The following is a 17,090-nucleotide window of genomic DNA, read 5'->3' as shown; positions in this document are numbered from 1 at the left end:
GAAATAAATTATGAACATTACCAAAGTCGCAGCTATCATTGTTACTTGGAACAAAATTAAAGATGTTTGTTTGGTTATTGAAGACACACAAAAACTAGATTTGCATGGGATAAGTCTGGATATTTTTGTTGTTGATAATGCTTCTAATGACGGTACACAAGCTTATCTGGAAGAACATTATCCCGAAATTAAAGTTTTACAAACAGGGGAAAATCTCGGAGGTTCTGGTGGTTTTTCTTATGGAATGAAGTTTGTTAGTAACCTTGATTATGATTATATTTGGTTACTAGATAATGATGTACGTTTACATCATCAAGCTTTACTTCCTTTAGTAGAAACCTTAGAAAAGTATCCAGAGATAGGGTTAGTAGGTTCTCAAATTAGAAAATTAGAACAACCGGAGATTATTCAAGAAATAGGCGGTTATATTCATGAACCAAAAGCACATTTAAAAACTTATTTTGGTAACTCACCTATTAAATCAACAGCGGAAATTTTAGCAGGTAAACCTTATCTCACAGTAGATATTTGTGCAGCAGCTTCATTATTATTCAGACGGGAAATAATTGAAGAAATCGGAGTATTTGAAAATTACTTTCTGCATTTTGATGATGTGGAATGGTGTTTAAGAGCAAAACAAGCTGGTTGGGTGGTTGCTGCTCATCCAGCGTCTATTATTTGGCATTCTTCACCTGATTTTAAACAACGTCCTTGGATTAGTTATTATGATGAACGTAATCTTTGTTACTGTTGGCAAAAACACAAACCAGAACTATTATTAAAACGTCTGAAATTATTATTGCCAAAATTAATTTATTACTCATTAACTGGGCGTTATTTTTGGGCAGAAATTTATTTACAAGGTTTGACAGATTTCCTTCAGAAAATTAAAGGTAAAATGCCTGATATATTGCCATATCAGGAATATGATTTAGCAGCAATTATTCACAATAATAGCAAAATCTTGGTGCAATCTTCTATATATCAAAATATCTGTCAATTCCCTCAAGTTACTATTTGGTATCCACCCAAAAGTTTATTATTGAGAATTTACATTTGCTTAGGATATTGTTTTGTTAAACCTGTAGATTTGGTAATAGTTAGCTGCTATAAACCAGAAATTTTGTATTTCAATTTAGCTAAAAAAGTTTATTTCTTTAGTGGTACTGGTTACATTCAGGTAAATTTGCATTTAATGAATGTGCTGTTTAACAGTCTGCAAGTATTTTATCGGGTATTAAAAATATATTTGCAGATGAGCATTTTGGTAAATAAATCAGTCGGTGCAAAATAACATCTCTCTTCAAAATATTGGAAATACTTGGAAATCCTTGGAAATAATTGCAACTATGTCAAACACAAATTTATTGATATCTATAGTTATTTGTACCGCAGATCGTTCTGCTTCACTCCAAAAAACTCTGGCATCTTTAAATCACATCAATTATAATTCTTTTGAAGTTATTGTGGTAGATTCTTCCGATGATGACAGTACATTAAAAATGATAAATTTACTCAAAAATAATTTAACTTTTAGCATCAAAATCTTAACATCACAACCTAAAAATATTAGTATTTCTAGAAATATAGGAATCCAAAAATCATCAGGAAAGATTATTGCTTTTATAGATGATGATGCTATTCCCCCGACTGACTGGTTAGATAAATTAATATCAACCTATGCTTTATATGGTGATAAATGTGCCGGGGTTGGTGGTACTGTCAGAGATATGACAAAAGCTGGTTATCCTTTACAATATCATCAAGGTATTACCAATCTTATTAGTAATACAATTCCTATTCGTTCAGAAAATGTGATTAACTATAATCAAAAACAGGGTTTTTGGTTTAATGGTTTAATGGGAACTAATTCATCTTACCGTAAAGAATTACTGGAAAAAATTAATGGGTATGATGAATTTTTTGAATATTTTTTAGATGAAACAGATGTTTGTTTGCGTTTAATTCAAGCTGGTTATGAAATACATTATTGTGATACGGTTGTAGATCATTATCCTCAACCTAGTCATAACCGTTATGATCAAAAACATCTAACTTGTTGGTATTCTTTGGCTAAAAACACGACTTATTTTGCCTTAAAACACGCTTGTAAAAAAATTCCTTTGCCGATTTTAATTATAAGTTTAGCCTCACTGTTAATTTATCGTTGTTTACTGCGGATTATTAGGCTTAAATTTACCCATCGTCTCAATAATGGGATTTTATGGCAATATATCCAACAAGCTTTTAAAGGTGTGCGTGTTGGTTGGAGTGCTGGTATTGCTTGGCATTACGGAAATAATGAGAAAATTCTTAACAAGAATCATATTAGTTTATAATGGATCAAAGATTGTAACTTATCCAAGTAAAATCTATGGCTTTAACCGCACAAGAAATAGAAGCATTAATGCCAGATTGCACCGAACTACTTAGCGACGAGCCAGAAATGGAAAGCTCTTTACATTATACACAACTATTAATATTAGTAACTTGTTTGGAATGGTTGTGGAGAGATAGAGAAGATTTCTTTATCGGCGCAAATCTTAGCATCTACTATAGCCGGCAACAGTTAAAAAATCGAGACTTTAGAGGACCTGACTTTTTTCTAGTCAAAGACACAGAAAAACGCCCTCGTGCTTCTTGGGTAGTATGGGAAGAAGACGGTAGATATCCCAATTTAATTATTGAATTACTTTCCGATTCTACTGCTAAAGTAGATCGGGGATTAAAAAAAGAGTTGTACCAAAACCGATTTAGAACTCCTGAATATTTTTGGTTTTCGCCTAATACCTTAGAATTGGTAGGGTGGCGATTAACAGACAGTGAATATAAAAGTATTACTCCTTCGGAAAATGGCTGGTATTGGAGTCAGGAATTAGGGTTGTATTTAGGAGTGTTTGAAAGTAGATTAAGGTATTTTAGCGTTGAGGGGCGATTAATACCCACACCTGAAGAAGCAAATTTAGAAGAAATCAGAAAAGCTGAAATTGCTTACAGAAAAGCAGAATCAGAAAAACAAAGGGCTGAATCAGAAAAACAAAGAGCCGAAGCTGAAAAACAAAGAGCCGAAGCTGAAAAACAAAGAGCCGAAGCTGAAAAACAAAGGGCTGAAGCTGAAAAACAAAGGGCTGAAGACGCAGAAGCTAAAGCAGCTATTTTAACTCAGAGGTTAAGAGATTTAGGTATTAATCCTGATAGTTTGTAAATAATTTGTCATTCAATAGATCCCGACTTTTTCTTTTGAGAGAAGTTAGGGATCTATTTTAACGTTCAAGAGGATGGTTATATTTTAGGTTAAATTAATACTGAAAATAGTATACAATGCTCTGGTAAGTTGGCTATAGCCTGTGGTGGTTCTGGAGAATGACCCTATCTATCAAAGAAAATTTCATCAAAAACAATTTAACTTGGTTACAGGTACAGCGCTACTGGGAACTATTGCACGTCTTGGTAGTGCGGACTTTAAAAGTGCGTTATCGGGGTTCAATCCTGGGTGTTTATTGGTCACTGCTGAACCCATTGATCATGACTGGTTTATACACAGCTATTTTTGGTGCTACCTTTTCATCTTACTATGGTAACTCCATCATTAACTACGTATTAGCAGCGTTTACAGGACTGGTGGTAATTAATTTTTTCTCAGCTTCCACATCCCAAGCTTTAGCAAGTGTAGTCGGTAATGGAGCATTATTGAATAAGATTCGGTTGCCAGTTAGTGTTTTCCCTGTTTCTATGGTAGCGGCGAACATATTTCAATTTTCCGTAGGGGCATTTCCACTACTGGCATTGATGACTTTATTTAATGCCAAGAGTTTGGTAAATGTATTAGCATTAGTCTTTCCGTTTCTGGCATTAGTGTTAGTTTCCACTGGTATTGGATTTTTGGTAAGTGCCTTGTACGTCTTCTTTAGAGATTTACCCTACTTTTATGAGTTAGTTGTGTTTGTGATTTGGATCAGTAGCCCTATCTTTTATCCAGCAGCGATCGTACCACCCCAAGTCAAGCCTTTTCTGAGTTTAAATCCCCTATCGCCTATAATTGAGAGTCTGCGGCAGATTACATTATCAGGTTCTGCACCAGATTTAGGTTTAATATGGGGGGCGTTACTGAGTGGCATAATTATTTTGTCCTTAGGATGGACTTGTTTTCATCTGTGGCGACATCAGTTTATGGATTTATTGTAAATAGACTTGTTTTGTTGATATAACTATTATTTAATACAGCAGTTTCCATTATTATCAGGTACAGATATTAATGATAAAACCCTTGTAGCACAGGCATACTTCGACATAGTTCGACTGTGCACTTCGACTTCGCTCAGTACAAGCTCACTAACCGCTCATTACAAGTCTTGCCTGTTCATAATGTACATCGTGTAGATGGAATATGCTGTAATTGCAGACCATTATATACGGATAGTTTATAATTAACTTAAAGATAGTAATTTATCCTAAGAAAATCTATGGCTTTAACCGCACAAGAAATAGAAGCATTAATGCCAGATTGCACTCAACTACTAAGCGACGAGCCAGAAATGGAAAGCTCATTACATTATACACAATTATTAATATTAGTAACTTGTTTAGAATGGTTATGGCGTGATAGAGAAGATTTTTTTATTGGTGCAAATCTTAGTATTTACTATAGTCGTCAACAATTAAAAAACCGAGACTTCAGAGGTCCAGACTTTTTTTTAGTCAAAGACACGGAAAAACGTCCGCGCCTGTCTTGGGTAATATGGGAAGAGGATGGTAAATATCCCAATGTAATCATTGAACTACTTTCTGATTCTACAGCGAAAGTAGATAAGGGATTGAAAAAACAGTTGTATCAAAATCAATTCCGCACTCCTGAGTATTTTTGGTTTTCCCCAAATACCTTAGAATTAATGGGATGGCGACTAACAGACAGTGAATATAAAGCTATTACACCATCAGAAAATGACTGGTATTGGAGTCAGGAGATAGGTTTATACTTAGGGGTGTGGGAAGAGAAGTTAAGATATTTTACGGTTGAAGGAAAGTTAGTACCTACACTAGAAGAAGCTAATTTAGAAGAAATTAGAAAAGCTGAAATTGCCCTCCAAAGAGCAGAAATTGAAGAACGAAAAGCTGAATCTGAACGCCAAAAAGCTGAATCTGAACGCCAAAAGGCTGAAGCTGAACGCCAACGTGCTGATGCAGCAGAGGAGAAAGCATCTATTTTAGCTCAAAAATTGAGAGAATTAGGGATTGAACCTGATAGTTTGTAAATGGAGGTATTATTGAGTGGTATAATTATTTTCTATCGTGGGATAGACTTGTTTTAATTTATAGCGACATCAGTTTATGGATTTATTGTAAATGGAAGTCATTAGACTAGATCAGGTTTGTTTATGGAGGCGTACTCAAGAAGAGTTTTCTTATGATTTAAAGAAAACCATACTATCCATAGTAGAAGGCAAGTATCGCCAGCCCGCTAAAAAATTAGTTTTAGATAATATTGATTTAGTAGTTGACAAAGGTGAAAAAATAGGTATAATAGGTGCTAATGGCTCAGGTAAATCTACGCTTTTAAAGGTAATATCTGGAATTTTGCAACCCACTAGCGGAACAGTTAGAGTACGTGGTCAAGTGGCACCTTTGATTGAACTAGGAGCAGGTTTTGATCCGGAAATTTCAGTGATGGACAATATACTTCTTTATGGTGTATTGTTAGGATTCTCTAGGTCTGAAATGAAAGCAAGATCGCGGTCAATTTTGGAGTTTGCGGAGTTGCAGGATTATGCTTTAGTTCCGGTTAAGGGTTTATCTTCTGGTATGGTGGCAAGGTTGGGGTTTGCTATTGCTACGGATGTGCAGCCAGATGTTTTAATTTTGGATGAGGTGTTATCTGTAGGAGATGAGAGTTTTAAGAATAAGTGTAAGCAAAGAATGGATAGTTTTTGGAATGGGGAAACGACGGTTTTAGTTGTGTCCCATGATTTGGAGTTTGTAAAACACTCTTGTGATAAAGTAGTTTGGCTAGGGAAAGGAACTATTAAATTTACAGGAAGATCCGCACAAGCAGTAGAACAATATTTAACCCCAGTTTAATTAAAACGTAATACTGTAATTTATGTAATTAACCAGATAGTGATACTATGAGAATTTCAAACCTGATCAAGATATTACTATAATAATTGAGAAATTGATTTTATGAATATTAGTAGTTTACAGAAAAAGTATCCTTTGGTTGATGATATAAATGAGGAAGATTTAGATCCTAACAGTAGCCTAAAAAAGATGTTGACTTTGATAGGAAAAAAACAGTATGTTATTGACTTTGGTTGTGCCACTGGTTATTTTGCCAGGTTACTTACAAAGAGGGAATGTCAAGTAGTAGGAGTAGAAATTAATTCACAAGCCGCTAAAGTTGCTGATCAATACTGTGAAAGTGTTATTATAGCTGATTTGGACTATGTTTCTTTATCAGAAATACTGCCAAATGTAAAATTTGATATTGCTGTTTTTGGAGATGTGTTAGAGCATCTGCGTGATCCTTGGAGAGTTTTGAAAGAAGTTCATAGCTTTCTAAAGCCACAGGGATATGTCGTAGCCTCAATTCCCAATATTGCTCATGGATCCATACGTTTAGCACTACTTCAGGGTAAATTTGATTACACAGAATTAGGTATTTTAGACAATACGCATCTAAGATTTTTCACCCGCGAAACAGCTGAAAATATGTTTGAAGAAACTGGATATTGTGTACATACTTTAGAAAGAACTAAATTACCCATTTTTTCTGGTTCAAACTGGATTCCTTTAATAGACAAGAATAAATTTAATAATCAAGTAATTGAACAAGTTGAGCAGGATGAAGAAGCAGATACATTCCAATTTATTATTAAGGCAGTACCTTCATCCATAGAAAATAAATACATTCTATTAAAAGAAAAATATTCTAAATTAACTAAATATTACTCTGAATTGGTAATAGATTTGGAAACTTTAAAAATTCAATTAGATATTACTCAAGGAGAATTGCAACAATCACAACTTAAATTACAAGAATTAAAAGAATCCTCAGAAAGTATGCAATATCAATTGCAATCAGAAATCAATAGCTTACAAAATGCTTTAAAAGAAAAACAAAACGAATTAATTGAAACTACACTATATGTGCAAAAAACTCAATCGGAATTAAAAGATTTAAAAATTAATTTACAGAATCATGAAGAGCAAAACATTTACTATCAAAATATGATTAAAGCAATGGAATCCAGTAAATTTTGGAAAATCAGGCAATCTTGGATTGCCTTTAAAAAATTTATGAGTTTTAATCCATTTAATAATTATTAAATACAACTAAATGAAATTAATTGAAAAACTGACATTTAACTATTTCAATAAACTCTAGAGATGGAAAATTTTAAATCAAATATGCAGCTTAACAAGACAAAATTAAATAGTATAGTTGAATTACTAAGATGTACAAAATGCAATAATCCTCACTTAGTAATTAAACCAGAATATCTAGAGTGTACCAATTGCTCGGCAAAATATTCTATCTTGAATGAAGTACCCATTTTTTTAGAACAACCTGAGTCTGTTAGAGTAATGCCTGTAAATCATGTTAGTAATCAGCTACCATTAGAAATTACTAACTGGTTAGAAAAGTTAGATGGCTATAGCTTAAATATAGGAGCAGGTGCAACAAAAGCTGAAATTACTAAATGTATAGAAATAGAGTATGCTATATGGAAAAATACTGATGTTGTAGGAGACGCACACAATTTACCATTTAATGATGAAGTATTTGATGCAGTAGTTTGTTTTAATGTTTTTGAACATTTACATAATCCAGTATTAGCATCTAGAGAAATTTTTCGAGTTTTAAAGCCTGGTGGAAAATTAATCCTGCATACAGCTTTTCTACAGCCTTTACATGAAGGACCTATACATTTCTATAACGCCACAAAATATGGCATAATTAATTGGTTCTCTGATTTTGACATAGAAATATGCCAAGTTTCAGAAAATTTTAATCCTGCTTTCACATTGGGATGGTTGACATCTGAATTACTCTATTCAGTAAAACAACAGTATGGTGCAGATATTTATAATAAGTTAGCCAAAACTACAATTAAAAATTGGAGCGAAATTTGGGCTGATCCTAGTAAAAGAAATGGTCTGCTATGGGAGTCAATGCTAAATTTAGAGCAATCTTTTCAAGAAAAGTTTAGTGCAGGATTTGAGCTTAAAGCAAGGAAGCCAAAAGATGCAGCAAGTATTAATGTTATCACATCTAATAGTGCTACATTTTTGGAAAACAGTTGCAACGGAATAAACACAGAATTTTTCCAATCAAAAGTTACAAATGAACCAACTGAAAGAGATTCATTGCTAGATGAAAAAAGATTATTGGCTATATCTCGATTACAGTCTGCCAAAGTATTTGAAGATATGGGACATCAACCTTGGAAACTTATCTACAATTCTGAATATGAATTTTGTGAAAGTCCCTGTGTATCTGTAATAATTACTTTATATAATTATTCTGACTATATACATGAATGCTTAGAAAGTGTCTCTAATTCAAATTTAAAAAATTTACCAGGCAATATTGAAGTATTAGTAGTTGATGACTCTTCAACAGACAATTCTGCAAAAATTGTAGAAGAATATCTCAGCAATTCCAATACACCTATCTGTTTAATTAAAAAATATTTAAATACAGGTCTAGCTGATGCAAGAAATGTAGGTTTGAAAGTTGCACGATCAAGTTATGTATTTATATTAGATGCAGATAATTGGATTTATCCCAATTGCTTATCTGTTCTTTATCAAAAGATAAACGCATTTAATTATGCTGGTGTATATGGAAAAATCAGAAGATTTGATAATATAACTCAACAGGATTTTGATGTTGTTTCTGCTAAAGATTGGAATGTTGATAATTTAATTCAAGACCCCTATATTGATGCTATGGCAATGTTTAATAGGGAAATATTACTTAAGATAGGAGGTTATTCTACTGAGTTAGTTGAGTATGGTTGGTTTGGATGGGAAGATTACGATTTATGGTTGAAATTAGCCCATCATGGTTATTCCTGTAAGTTAGTTCCAGAAATCCTAAGTTCTTATAGGCTACACTCATCTTCTATGATTAATACAACTGGTAAGTTTATAGTAAATATGTCTAGATACTTTAATGATAAGTTTTCTGACATAGCACAGAGGAATACACAATCAGATAGGCTATTTGGTTCTTGGCGTAATGAAGTTTATGCTGGAAGACCTCAAAAAATAAAACCAAGATTGAATTTATTTCAATCACAGGAGTTAGATGAGGCTTACAAAACTATTGAAGCTATGCGTTTAAGTAAGTTTTGGAAAATAAGAAATAAGTGGTTCAAATTAAAACAACTATTAGGTTTAGCAAAAGGTAATGAAGTGGATATTTAATTTTATTAGTGTTGTTTATATAAATAAAAGGTAAATGTATGACCTACAAAGTTGGTGTTTATGTAACTGCCTATAAGGATATAAAGGCACTACAAAAATGTTTGGATATGTTACAAAACCAATCATACCGAATTGAAGAGATATTTGTAGTTGATAATTCTCCTGAGCAAATTATCTTTCCTGAACATGGTTTATTAGTCAAGCATTTCCCTGAGAATATAGGAGTAGCAGGAGGTTTAAAAGCCGGAGTTATTTGGGCAAAAGAAAAAGGATATGATTTCCTTTGGACATTTGATCAAGATAGCGAACCAGAAGAATTTTTATTGGAAAAGCTTTTAATAAAATATAGTTTGTTATCTTATAAAGAATTTCCAATAGGTATTATTGCTCCGTTACCGATAGATATAAATTCTCAAAGTAAAATTCACGGCTTAATATTTAAAGAATATAAATTTGAACCAGTATCAAATATTGAAGGGACTGATGATTTTTATGAATGTGATGTTCTGATAACTTCAGGTAGTTTAATATATATGAATGCAGCTAAAGCTGTGGAACTACCAAGAGAAGATTTATTTTTAGATGCTGTTGATTATTTTTATTGCATGAATTTTAGAAATAAAGGATATAAGATAGTGATTGCAAAAGAAGTAATTCTCAGTCATAATTTGGGTACAACTCGCAAACTAAAGTCAGCCAAAAGCAAACAAGAGGTTTTAACATACACTTGTTCACCATTACGTTACTATTATAGTTGCAGGAATAATACTTTTTTTGAAACTCGCTTGGCTACAAAAAAAATGTTGTATAAAACAATAATTTATAGATTAAATGTTGTCAAACAACATTTTAAACATATAATAAATTATGAGCCTGATTTGAAGCTATTAAAAGCTTGGGCTTGTTTGCTTGGTACTGCTGAGGGTTTTATTGGCAGACTTGGAAAAACTTGGTAGTTATTTGAAAAATACGGCATAGTATCTACGGTATTTGTTTGTATGATGCACTAATCGCAATATTTAACATAAAAAGTAATAACTTATTAAAATGCAGTCCCCAGAAAAAATCGCTATTGTTTTAGCAACCTTCAACCCAAATTTAGAATATTTACAAAAACAGATACAATCAATTAAAAATCAAGATTATAAAAACTGGGTGTGTTATATTGTTGATGATTGTTCTCAAACAGAATACCAAATAGCTATTCAAGAAATAATTGCTAAAGACTCGCGCTTTGTTTGTCATTTTCACAAGCATAACCTTCATCATTATTACAACTTTGAAAGAGGCTTAAATTATTGTTTTGAAGATGGAAATATTACAGCAATTGCACTTGCAGATCAGGATGATATATGGTATCCAGAAAAATTGAATATTTTAATAAAAACATTGCGTTCTGAACAAGCAATTTTAGTACATTCAGATTTACAAATGATAGATAGTAATGATGAAATTATTCATGATTCTACCTGGAATTTTGAAGGAAGAAACCCTGAGAAATTCTCTACAGATTTATTGTTACTTCGTAATGTAGTAACAGGATGTTCTGTCTTATTTTGTAGTTCTCTACTTAAAGAAATACTTCCATTTCCAGAACAGGAAAAGATTAGCTGGTATCATGATTGGTGGATTGCTTTAGTTGCAGCGCAGAAAGGCAAAATTGTTCATATTCACCAACCTTTAGTTAGCTATAGAATTCATGGTTTAAATAATGTCGGAGTTACGCGCGATGCAGGTAAAATTTATCCTGAGTTATCAGCATGGATAAGTAAAAATTTTAAAATTACTGGTAATAGCTATTTAGTTCATCGCAACTTTAGTCAAGCTTTTTATGAGCGTTTTCAGCAAGAGCTAGATGATGAAAATTGGTCTAATCCTTTTGATGATAAGAAACTGGATTTTGGTGTGAATATATTAAAATTATTTGGTAAAAGTTTATTAATGGGTTATAATTCTGAAGGTATAGCATTAAAAATTTGGGTATTAAAAATCATATTTGATTTGAAAAAAATCATCAAATCATATTCATTAAAAATTAACAAACATTACAACAAGAGAAAATGACGAAAAAAGTATCAATTATTTTAGTTAACTATAATGGTGCTGAGGTTTTGCCAGATTGTTTAAATTCTATATCTAAATTTTTCACCAAGGATAATTCAGAAGTAATTGTAGTTGACAATGCTTCTGAAGATTTTAGTCCAGATTTTGTAGCTAAAAATTTTCCTGATATTCACCTAGTTAGATTACCAGTAAATCGCGGATTTGGAGCAGGAAATAATGCTGGTGCAAAAGTAGCTAAAGGAGAATTTTTATTTTTATTAAATACCGATACCATAATTACCAGTAACATATTGCCACATCTGATTAATTTAATGGAAGAAAATCCAGAAGTAGGAATTATAGGACCTAAACTTTTATTTCCAGATGGCAGTTTTCAAATCTCGTTTTCACCAAAAATCAGTATTAAAGGTGAAATAGAAGCTAAAAAATTACACAATTATGCTCAATCGACAAATAAATTAAATCGTTTAGAAAAGGATTTTAAACAAATTAAAGAAGTCGATATTGTTGTAGGTGCAGCACTTTTTATTCGTGCAGATTTATTTCATTCACTGGGTGGTTTTGATGAAAATTTTTTCATGTATTTTGAAGAGTCTGATTTATGTCAAAGAGTCAAAAATAAAGGTTATAAAATTTTATATACACCCCAAGTATCTTTAATTCATATTCGAGGACATTCTGTAAACAAGATTGCCAATAAAATGGTTGTAGAATATAGACTCAGCCAAATATATTACTATAAAAAGCATCGTCCTCTGTGGGAAAGATTGATTTTACGAGTTTACCTTTTCACAAAATTTTTATATGAATTTGTGATTACATCAAATTCTTATTCTTGGGAGATTGTTAAGTTAGTATTGAGATATAAATAATAATCTTGATAAATAGAAGGATTGGTTAATGAACACACTAAATAATTCATCCTGTCATCAATTAATCCTAAATTTAGCCATTATCTTCTCCCAACCAACCGGCATCAGCAACTATGCTTTAAATCTGTTACCATATTTAAAACATCTCCAACCTACCCTATTAACAGCGCAAAATTACCCTGAATTCAACTGCTACACCATCCCCAACAATCTTACACCCGCTGACGGTATTAAGGGACATTTAAACCGTCTCATCTGGACACAATTCCAACTACCCAAAATATACACAAACCTTAAATCTACCCTGCTATTCTCCCCCATCCCTGAAGCACCACTATACAAAAACTGTCGCTTTATCGTCATGTCACACGACATGATCCCATTACGCTTTCCCAAACCCTTTTCACCTCTAACACCATATCACCGTTACTATACCCCCCAAGTCCTCAACCAAGCACAACATATTATTTGTAACTCTGAAGCAACAGCTAACGATATCACCAAATTTTACCAAATCTCAAGTAATAAAATAACACCAATTCCCCTAGCGTGCGATCACTCTCATTTCCAATTTCTCAACCTCCCCACTAAAAACTATTTCTTATACATCGGCCGTCAACATCCTTATAAAAATTTACAACGTTTAATAACTGCATTTTCCATACTTTCTAACAGAAATGACTATGAACTATGGTTAGTTGGACCAACAGATAAACGTTACACCCCATTATTAGAAAAACAAGTTCAAGAATTAGAAATAAATCATTTAGTCAAATTCCTTAACTACGTACCTTACAACGAATTACCAACCATTATAAATCAAGCACTTGCTTTAGTTTTCCCCAGTTTGTGGGAAGGTTTTGGTTTACCAGTATTAGAAGCAATGGCCTGTGGTACTCCAGTTATCACTTCTAATATTTCCTCCCTTCCAGAAGTTACAGGAGATGCGGCAATTTTAATTAATCCCTATAACATACAAGAAATTACAGCAGCAATGCAAACTATTATTAATGATGCAGAAACTAGAAAAAAACTTTCAGAACAAGGGATAAAAAGAGCAGATCAATTTAGTTGGGAAAAAACAGGAATGGCTACAGTTGAAATATTAAAGCAATATATTTAGGATGAGTTTAAAAATTTCCAGAAAATACTCAAAGCATAATTTATTGCCGATGATTCGGAAATATGTAATACTAAAAGTAAGAAAATTCTTACCTGACAATAAAAATATGAAAATCACATCCAAAGGACAAGTAACTATTCCCGTAGAAATACGAGAAAGATTGGGATTAACACCCAACACAGAAGTAGAATTTGAAATCATCGGAGATGCAGTTTACATAAAAAAATCCAAAATTAAACCCACTCCCGGTAAAAATCTGATAGAAATAATGCGAGGTAAAGCTACAGTCCAAATGACCACCGATGAAATTATGGCACTAACGAGACAAGATTAATGAAAGAAATACTGGTTGATAGCAACATAATTCTCGATATTGTCACAGAAGATCCAAATTGTTTTGAGTGGTCATCTAATAAATTAACTGAATATGCTGAACAAACTCAACTAAATATTAACCCCATTATTTATGCAGAAATTTCCATTGGTTTTCAAAAAATTGAAGAATTAGAAGCTGTATTACCTCTCAATGTTTTTCATCGTTTAGAATTACCTTGGGAAGCAGCATTTTTAGCTGGAAAATGCTTTGCCAAATATCGTCAACAAGGAGGAACTAAAAGATCACCTTTACCCGACTTTTATATAGGCGCTCATGCTGCAATTGCAAATATGATACTTTTAACTAGAGATGTCAATCGTTACCGTACATATTTCCCAACTTTAGAAATTATAGCTCCATGATCTGAATAGCAACTCAAGCAATTTCTGAATAAAACAACTTGACATCCAGATACACGACTTCTTGAAAAGATCGGGTATTTATCCACATATAATTTTATGTTAAATACCCTAAACTAAAAATCAAATATCTCATGAATCTTTTACTTCTTTAACATCCATTGATTGCTTATTATCCGATATCCTTGATCTAATTAACTCTATATCTAAATTCAACTCAGAAGCGATCGCCTCCACACTTAAACCCAAACGTAACAACAAAGGTATCATCTCTAACTTACCTTCTAACTTACCTTCTAACTTACCTTCTAACTTACCTTCCGCTTTACCCTCTTCCTTCACATCTTGAAAATACCGTGTTTGCTTCAATTCATCCAGTCCAAACATAGCTTCTAACTCCTGACTACTTAAATAGGGAAACTTGTACACCAGTATCTTATCTACCAATTCTAAAACCTTTTCCTGGATCATTGGTTCTGCTAAAGATACCCGTACTTGTTCTTTCAGTTGAACTACTTTATCCCTGATTTGTTCTTGTTGTGCTACTATCAATTCTAGCATTCCTAAACCCACAGAATCACCAGTTTTTTCCCCTAACTCATCTAAGTATATCCGTGATATTCTACCCCGATGAAATAACTCTTGATACTGAATCGGTTCTGCTGTATCAGTGCTACGATTGGGAAATATCGCCACTGCACACCAATTTTGTTGAGGACGATACAACTTCAAATACAGAAATATCTCCCCAAACAAGTCCCAGTAAAAATTATCACGTTGCTGAAATTGCACCTCTACAAAATAAATCAGTTTATCTTCATCAACAGGTGGGAGAAATAAACCATCAAAACGAAATGCTAACTCCTTAATCTCCACTGAATCAAACTTATAACCACTGGCCTTTGCTGGAGATTCTCCTAATAATTCAAATAGAACAGTGGGTAAAGTTTGAAATATTTGATAAAAAATTGAGTCTGTTTTCATTAATGGCAAATAGTTTTCGCCTAAACATCAATATCATTAAAATATCATAAATTCTATAGCGTTTCCGACAACGGAAAAAAGACGTAATTCTGAAAAATTGACAAAAAAATCCCCAAAAAAGCCATGATAACAGGGTAGAAAGATTCATAACCAAAAAGGAAATAGCAATAGAAGTTAAAGAAGTATGAGGCAATTTAGTCATGACTCTACCCAGACTAAATGCACCTTGTTCCTTTTTTCTTACCCTGAAACTCTTTATTTATCAGGTTTTTGGCTTTATTTGGGATTAACTCAATTCACCTAAATATCCAATAATCCGTAACGCTTTTGCAAATCTAATAATTTCATCCTTGCTTCTCCTGCATTATCCGCTAAATCCGCAAATTCCACAAACCTTCTTAACTCTTTTCTTAACAAATTGCGTTCCACCTCTATTGCTTCTCGATCCAAATCAGGAGGTAAAACAATCATATCAAAAATCGTCGCTCTATCCTTACCAGGATGGGGACGTAAAACCCTACCACGACGCTGGATAAATTGACGGGGATTCCCAGAACTTGATAAAATCACCGCAGTTTGAATAGCGGGAATATCCACACCTTCATCTAAACAACGAATAGCAACTAAACCTTGTAATTCTCCGCTTTCAAATTGTTCTCTTAAAATTTCCCGTTCTTGTAAAGAAGTATGTGCGGTGTAGGTGCTGACTTTGTAACCTAACTCTCCTCCTAAAATTCTCGCTACTTCCTTCAACTGACGCAAAGATGAACGGTGTCCGCTTTCCTGTGAACCATCGCTACAATAAAATAAAGTATGGCTGGTATCCAGACGATTTAACATTAATTCTTTCAAAGTTACTAATTTATTTTCTGCTGCACCTACTAACCTAGAACGTTTTATTAATAAGGATTTAATATCTTCAATATTTTCAAAATCGTCGATACCCCCTTCTTCTCGTTCTCTATATTGTAGCGATCGCCCTATTCTTTTAGTCAACTTCAAATAATTAATACTTTCAATTTCCGTTAATTCCACTAGAAGAGGATAATATAGATAATGAACTAAAGCACCTTGATTTATGGCATTCTGCAAACTAAACTCCGGTTGTAAAACAGAACCAAAATAATCAAATAAAGACTCCGTACCTCCATCATCAAAATATCTTTCTGGGGTAGCAGACAAAGCGAGACGTAAACCGATATTCCGAGGTAAACTTTCTTCTAACCTGGGTGCGCCTAAATTATGCGCTTCATCACCAATAATTAAAGTTTTAGGTGTAAAATATTTAAGTTGAGATTGCAACCCCTCACTAATTAAAGTCGAGTTAGTGGTGATGACAGTGACGAAATTTTGAGAACCGGAACGCAGATTATATAATTGCGTTGAAAGTTGACTTTGCCAAGTGCGTAAATTCTCGAAAGCCAAAATTGGTTGTAAGTTAAATTTCTCACATTCTCTACCCCATTGACTAACCAAATGACGGTAAGGACACACCACCAACAAGACTTGTAAACCTATTTGTTGGTATAATTCACAGGCGATCGCCAAAGCAGTAATCGTTTTCCCACTACCAGTAGCCATTTTTAAAGTCCCTCTGCCATTATTAGCAAACCAGCTAGTAATAGCTTGACGCTGATATCCCCGCATTTGCAAAGATACAGGCATTTTTGGACATCCTGGTAAAGATGACTGAACATGATAACTACCCTGATTTTCCCTGACAAAAGGCAACTTGAGAGAGAAAGCAGGAGGTTTTTGTTTCTGTATTGGCGATCGCGTGAGGTACATAAGGAGTTCAGTAGTTCAGTAGTTCAGTAGTTTGGGAGTTCAGGAAGAAGAATTAATATTTTTCCCAGTCACCAGTCACCAGTCACCAGTCACCA

At 33.3% G+C, this 17,090-nt stretch carries 16 protein-coding genes and 1 pseudogene; 14 read left to right on the top strand and 3 right to left on the bottom strand.

The window, feature by feature from the left end:
* Window positions 1-10 precede the first annotated feature (10 nt).
* The 14 genes from PN497_RS03205 to PN497_RS03140 all read left to right on the top strand — a co-directional run bounded on the left by PN497_RS03205 (window position 11) and on the right by PN497_RS03140 (window position 14,226).
* Entirely contained in the window at window positions 11-1,294 is a 1,284-nt protein-coding gene (locus PN497_RS03205) for a glycosyltransferase family 2 protein (RefSeq protein ID WP_096567918.1), read from the top strand.
* A 55-nt stretch (window positions 1,295-1,349) separates the two neighbouring features.
* Window positions 1,350-2,339, top strand: coding sequence for a glycosyltransferase family 2 protein (locus tag PN497_RS03200; protein ID WP_096572671.1), 990 nt, complete (start codon window positions 1,350-1,352; stop codon window positions 2,337-2,339).
* A 35-nt stretch (window positions 2,340-2,374) separates the two neighbouring features.
* Window positions 2,375-3,205, top strand: a complete 831-nt coding sequence (locus PN497_RS03195; protein WP_096567920.1) for a Uma2 family endonuclease — start codon at window positions 2,375-2,377, stop codon at window positions 3,203-3,205.
* Between the two features lie 158 nt (window positions 3,206-3,363).
* Window positions 3,364-4,185, top strand: a complete 822-nt coding sequence (locus tag PN497_RS03190) for an ABC transporter permease (RefSeq protein ID WP_096567922.1) — start codon at window positions 3,364-3,366, stop codon at window positions 4,183-4,185.
* Between the two features lie 278 nt (window positions 4,186-4,463).
* A complete protein-coding gene (locus tag PN497_RS03185; RefSeq protein WP_096567924.1) occupies window positions 4,464-5,252 on the top strand; it encodes a Uma2 family endonuclease in 789 nt (262 codons plus the stop codon).
* Between the two features lie 91 nt (window positions 5,253-5,343).
* The gene (locus PN497_RS03180; RefSeq protein WP_096567926.1) at window positions 5,344-6,075 is read left to right on the top strand and encodes an ABC transporter ATP-binding protein; all 732 of its coding nucleotides are present in this window, start codon (window positions 5,344-5,346) and stop codon (window positions 6,073-6,075) included.
* Between the two features lie 102 nt (window positions 6,076-6,177).
* Window positions 6,178-7,323 carry a class I SAM-dependent methyltransferase gene (locus PN497_RS03175; RefSeq protein WP_272109585.1) on the top strand — a complete coding sequence of 382 codons (1,146 nt, stop codon included), beginning with the start codon at window positions 6,178-6,180 and terminating at the stop codon, window positions 7,321-7,323.
* 60 nt (window positions 7,324-7,383) lie between these two features.
* The gene (locus PN497_RS03170; protein WP_272109583.1) at window positions 7,384-9,429 is read left to right on the top strand and encodes a glycosyltransferase; all 2,046 of its coding nucleotides are present in this window, start codon (window positions 7,384-7,386) and stop codon (window positions 9,427-9,429) included.
* A gap of 38 nt (window positions 9,430-9,467) precedes the next feature.
* The gene (locus PN497_RS03165; RefSeq protein ID WP_096567928.1) at window positions 9,468-10,385 is read left to right on the top strand and encodes a glycosyltransferase family 2 protein; all 918 of its coding nucleotides are present in this window, start codon (window positions 9,468-9,470) and stop codon (window positions 10,383-10,385) included.
* Between the two features lie 91 nt (window positions 10,386-10,476).
* On the top strand, window positions 10,477-11,493 hold the full coding sequence (locus tag PN497_RS03160; RefSeq protein ID WP_096567929.1) for a glycosyltransferase family 2 protein: 1,017 nt from the start codon (window positions 10,477-10,479) through the stop codon (window positions 11,491-11,493).
* Window positions 11,490-12,365 carry a glycosyltransferase family 2 protein gene (locus PN497_RS03155; protein ID WP_096567931.1) on the top strand — a complete coding sequence of 292 codons (876 nt, stop codon included), beginning with the start codon at window positions 11,490-11,492 and terminating at the stop codon, window positions 12,363-12,365. Before PN497_RS03160 ends, PN497_RS03155 begins: the two co-directional genes overlap by 4 nt.
* A gap of 28 nt (window positions 12,366-12,393) precedes the next feature.
* Window positions 12,394-13,488: a glycosyltransferase family 4 protein gene (locus PN497_RS03150; RefSeq protein ID WP_096567933.1), complete on the top strand. Its 1,095-nt coding sequence runs from the start codon at window positions 12,394-12,396 to the stop codon at window positions 13,486-13,488.
* Window positions 13,489-13,594: 106 nt separating this feature from the next.
* Window positions 13,595-13,822 carry an AbrB/MazE/SpoVT family DNA-binding domain-containing protein gene (locus PN497_RS03145; protein ID WP_096572674.1) on the top strand — a complete coding sequence of 76 codons (228 nt, stop codon included), beginning with the start codon at window positions 13,595-13,597 and terminating at the stop codon, window positions 13,820-13,822.
* Window positions 13,822-14,226 (top strand): type II toxin-antitoxin system VapC family toxin, encoded by a 405-nt coding sequence (locus PN497_RS03140; RefSeq protein ID WP_096567934.1) that lies wholly within the window; start codon window positions 13,822-13,824, stop codon window positions 14,224-14,226. Before PN497_RS03145 ends, PN497_RS03140 begins: the two co-directional genes overlap by 1 nt.
* Before the next feature lie 129 nt (window positions 14,227-14,355).
* Here the strand turns inward: PN497_RS03140 and PN497_RS03135 are convergent, their stop codons facing one another.
* The 3 genes and pseudogenes from PN497_RS03135 to PN497_RS03125 form a co-directional block, all read right to left on the bottom strand.
* Window positions 14,356-15,207, bottom strand: coding sequence for an Rpn family recombination-promoting nuclease/putative transposase (locus PN497_RS03135; protein ID WP_096567935.1), 852 nt, complete (start codon window positions 15,205-15,207; stop codon window positions 14,356-14,358).
* Window positions 15,149-15,436, bottom strand: a pseudogene (locus PN497_RS03130) (hypothetical protein); the annotation flags it as partial. The gene PN497_RS03135 and the pseudogene PN497_RS03130, both read right to left, overlap by 59 nt.
* A gap of 71 nt (window positions 15,437-15,507) precedes the next feature.
* Complete coding sequence (locus tag PN497_RS03125) at window positions 15,508-16,995, bottom strand: DNA phosphorothioation system restriction enzyme (protein ID WP_096567939.1); 1,488 nt, start codon at window positions 16,993-16,995, stop codon at window positions 15,508-15,510.
* Window positions 16,996-17,090 lie beyond the last annotated feature (95 nt).

Source organism: Sphaerospermopsis kisseleviana CS-549, from assembly GCF_028329225.1.
Taxonomy (GTDB): domain Bacteria; phylum Cyanobacteriota; class Cyanobacteriia; order Cyanobacteriales; family Nostocaceae; genus Sphaerospermopsis; species Sphaerospermopsis kisseleviana.
This window is presented reverse-complemented; position numbering and strand designations above follow the sequence as displayed.

Bases quoted from the DNA above. Each gene is read 5' to 3' on its own strand.
- PN497_RS03205 (WP_096567918.1), top strand. From the start codon at position 11: ATGAACATTACCAAAGTCGCAGCTATCATTGTTACTTGGAACAAAATT.
- PN497_RS03200 (WP_096572671.1), top strand. From the start codon at position 1,350: ATGTCAAACACAAATTTATTGATATCTATAGTTATTTGTACCGCAGAT.
- PN497_RS03195 (WP_096567920.1), top strand. From the start codon at position 2,375: ATGGCTTTAACCGCACAAGAAATAGAAGCATTAATGCCAGATTGCACC.
- PN497_RS03190 (WP_096567922.1), top strand. From the start codon at position 3,364: ATGACCCTATCTATCAAAGAAAATTTCATCAAAAACAATTTAACTTGG.
- PN497_RS03185 (WP_096567924.1), top strand. From the start codon at position 4,464: ATGGCTTTAACCGCACAAGAAATAGAAGCATTAATGCCAGATTGCACT.
- PN497_RS03180 (WP_096567926.1), top strand. From the start codon at position 5,344: ATGGAAGTCATTAGACTAGATCAGGTTTGTTTATGGAGGCGTACTCAA.
- PN497_RS03175 (WP_272109585.1), top strand. From the start codon at position 6,178: ATGAATATTAGTAGTTTACAGAAAAAGTATCCTTTGGTTGATGATATA.
- PN497_RS03170 (WP_272109583.1), top strand. From the start codon at position 7,384: ATGGAAAATTTTAAATCAAATATGCAGCTTAACAAGACAAAATTAAAT.
- PN497_RS03165 (WP_096567928.1), top strand. From the start codon at position 9,468: ATGACCTACAAAGTTGGTGTTTATGTAACTGCCTATAAGGATATAAAG.
- PN497_RS03160 (WP_096567929.1), top strand. From the start codon at position 10,477: ATGCAGTCCCCAGAAAAAATCGCTATTGTTTTAGCAACCTTCAACCCA.
- PN497_RS03155 (WP_096567931.1), top strand. From the start codon at position 11,490: ATGACGAAAAAAGTATCAATTATTTTAGTTAACTATAATGGTGCTGAG.
- PN497_RS03150 (WP_096567933.1), top strand. From the start codon at position 12,394: ATGAACACACTAAATAATTCATCCTGTCATCAATTAATCCTAAATTTA.
- PN497_RS03145 (WP_096572674.1), top strand. From the start codon at position 13,595: ATGAAAATCACATCCAAAGGACAAGTAACTATTCCCGTAGAAATACGA.
- PN497_RS03140 (WP_096567934.1), top strand. From the start codon at position 13,822: ATGAAAGAAATACTGGTTGATAGCAACATAATTCTCGATATTGTCACA.
- PN497_RS03135 (WP_096567935.1), bottom strand. From the start codon at position 15,207: ATGAAAACAGACTCAATTTTTTATCAAATATTTCAAACTTTACCCACT.
- PN497_RS03125 (WP_096567939.1), bottom strand. From the start codon at position 16,995: ATGTACCTCACGCGATCGCCAATACAGAAACAAAAACCTCCTGCTTTC.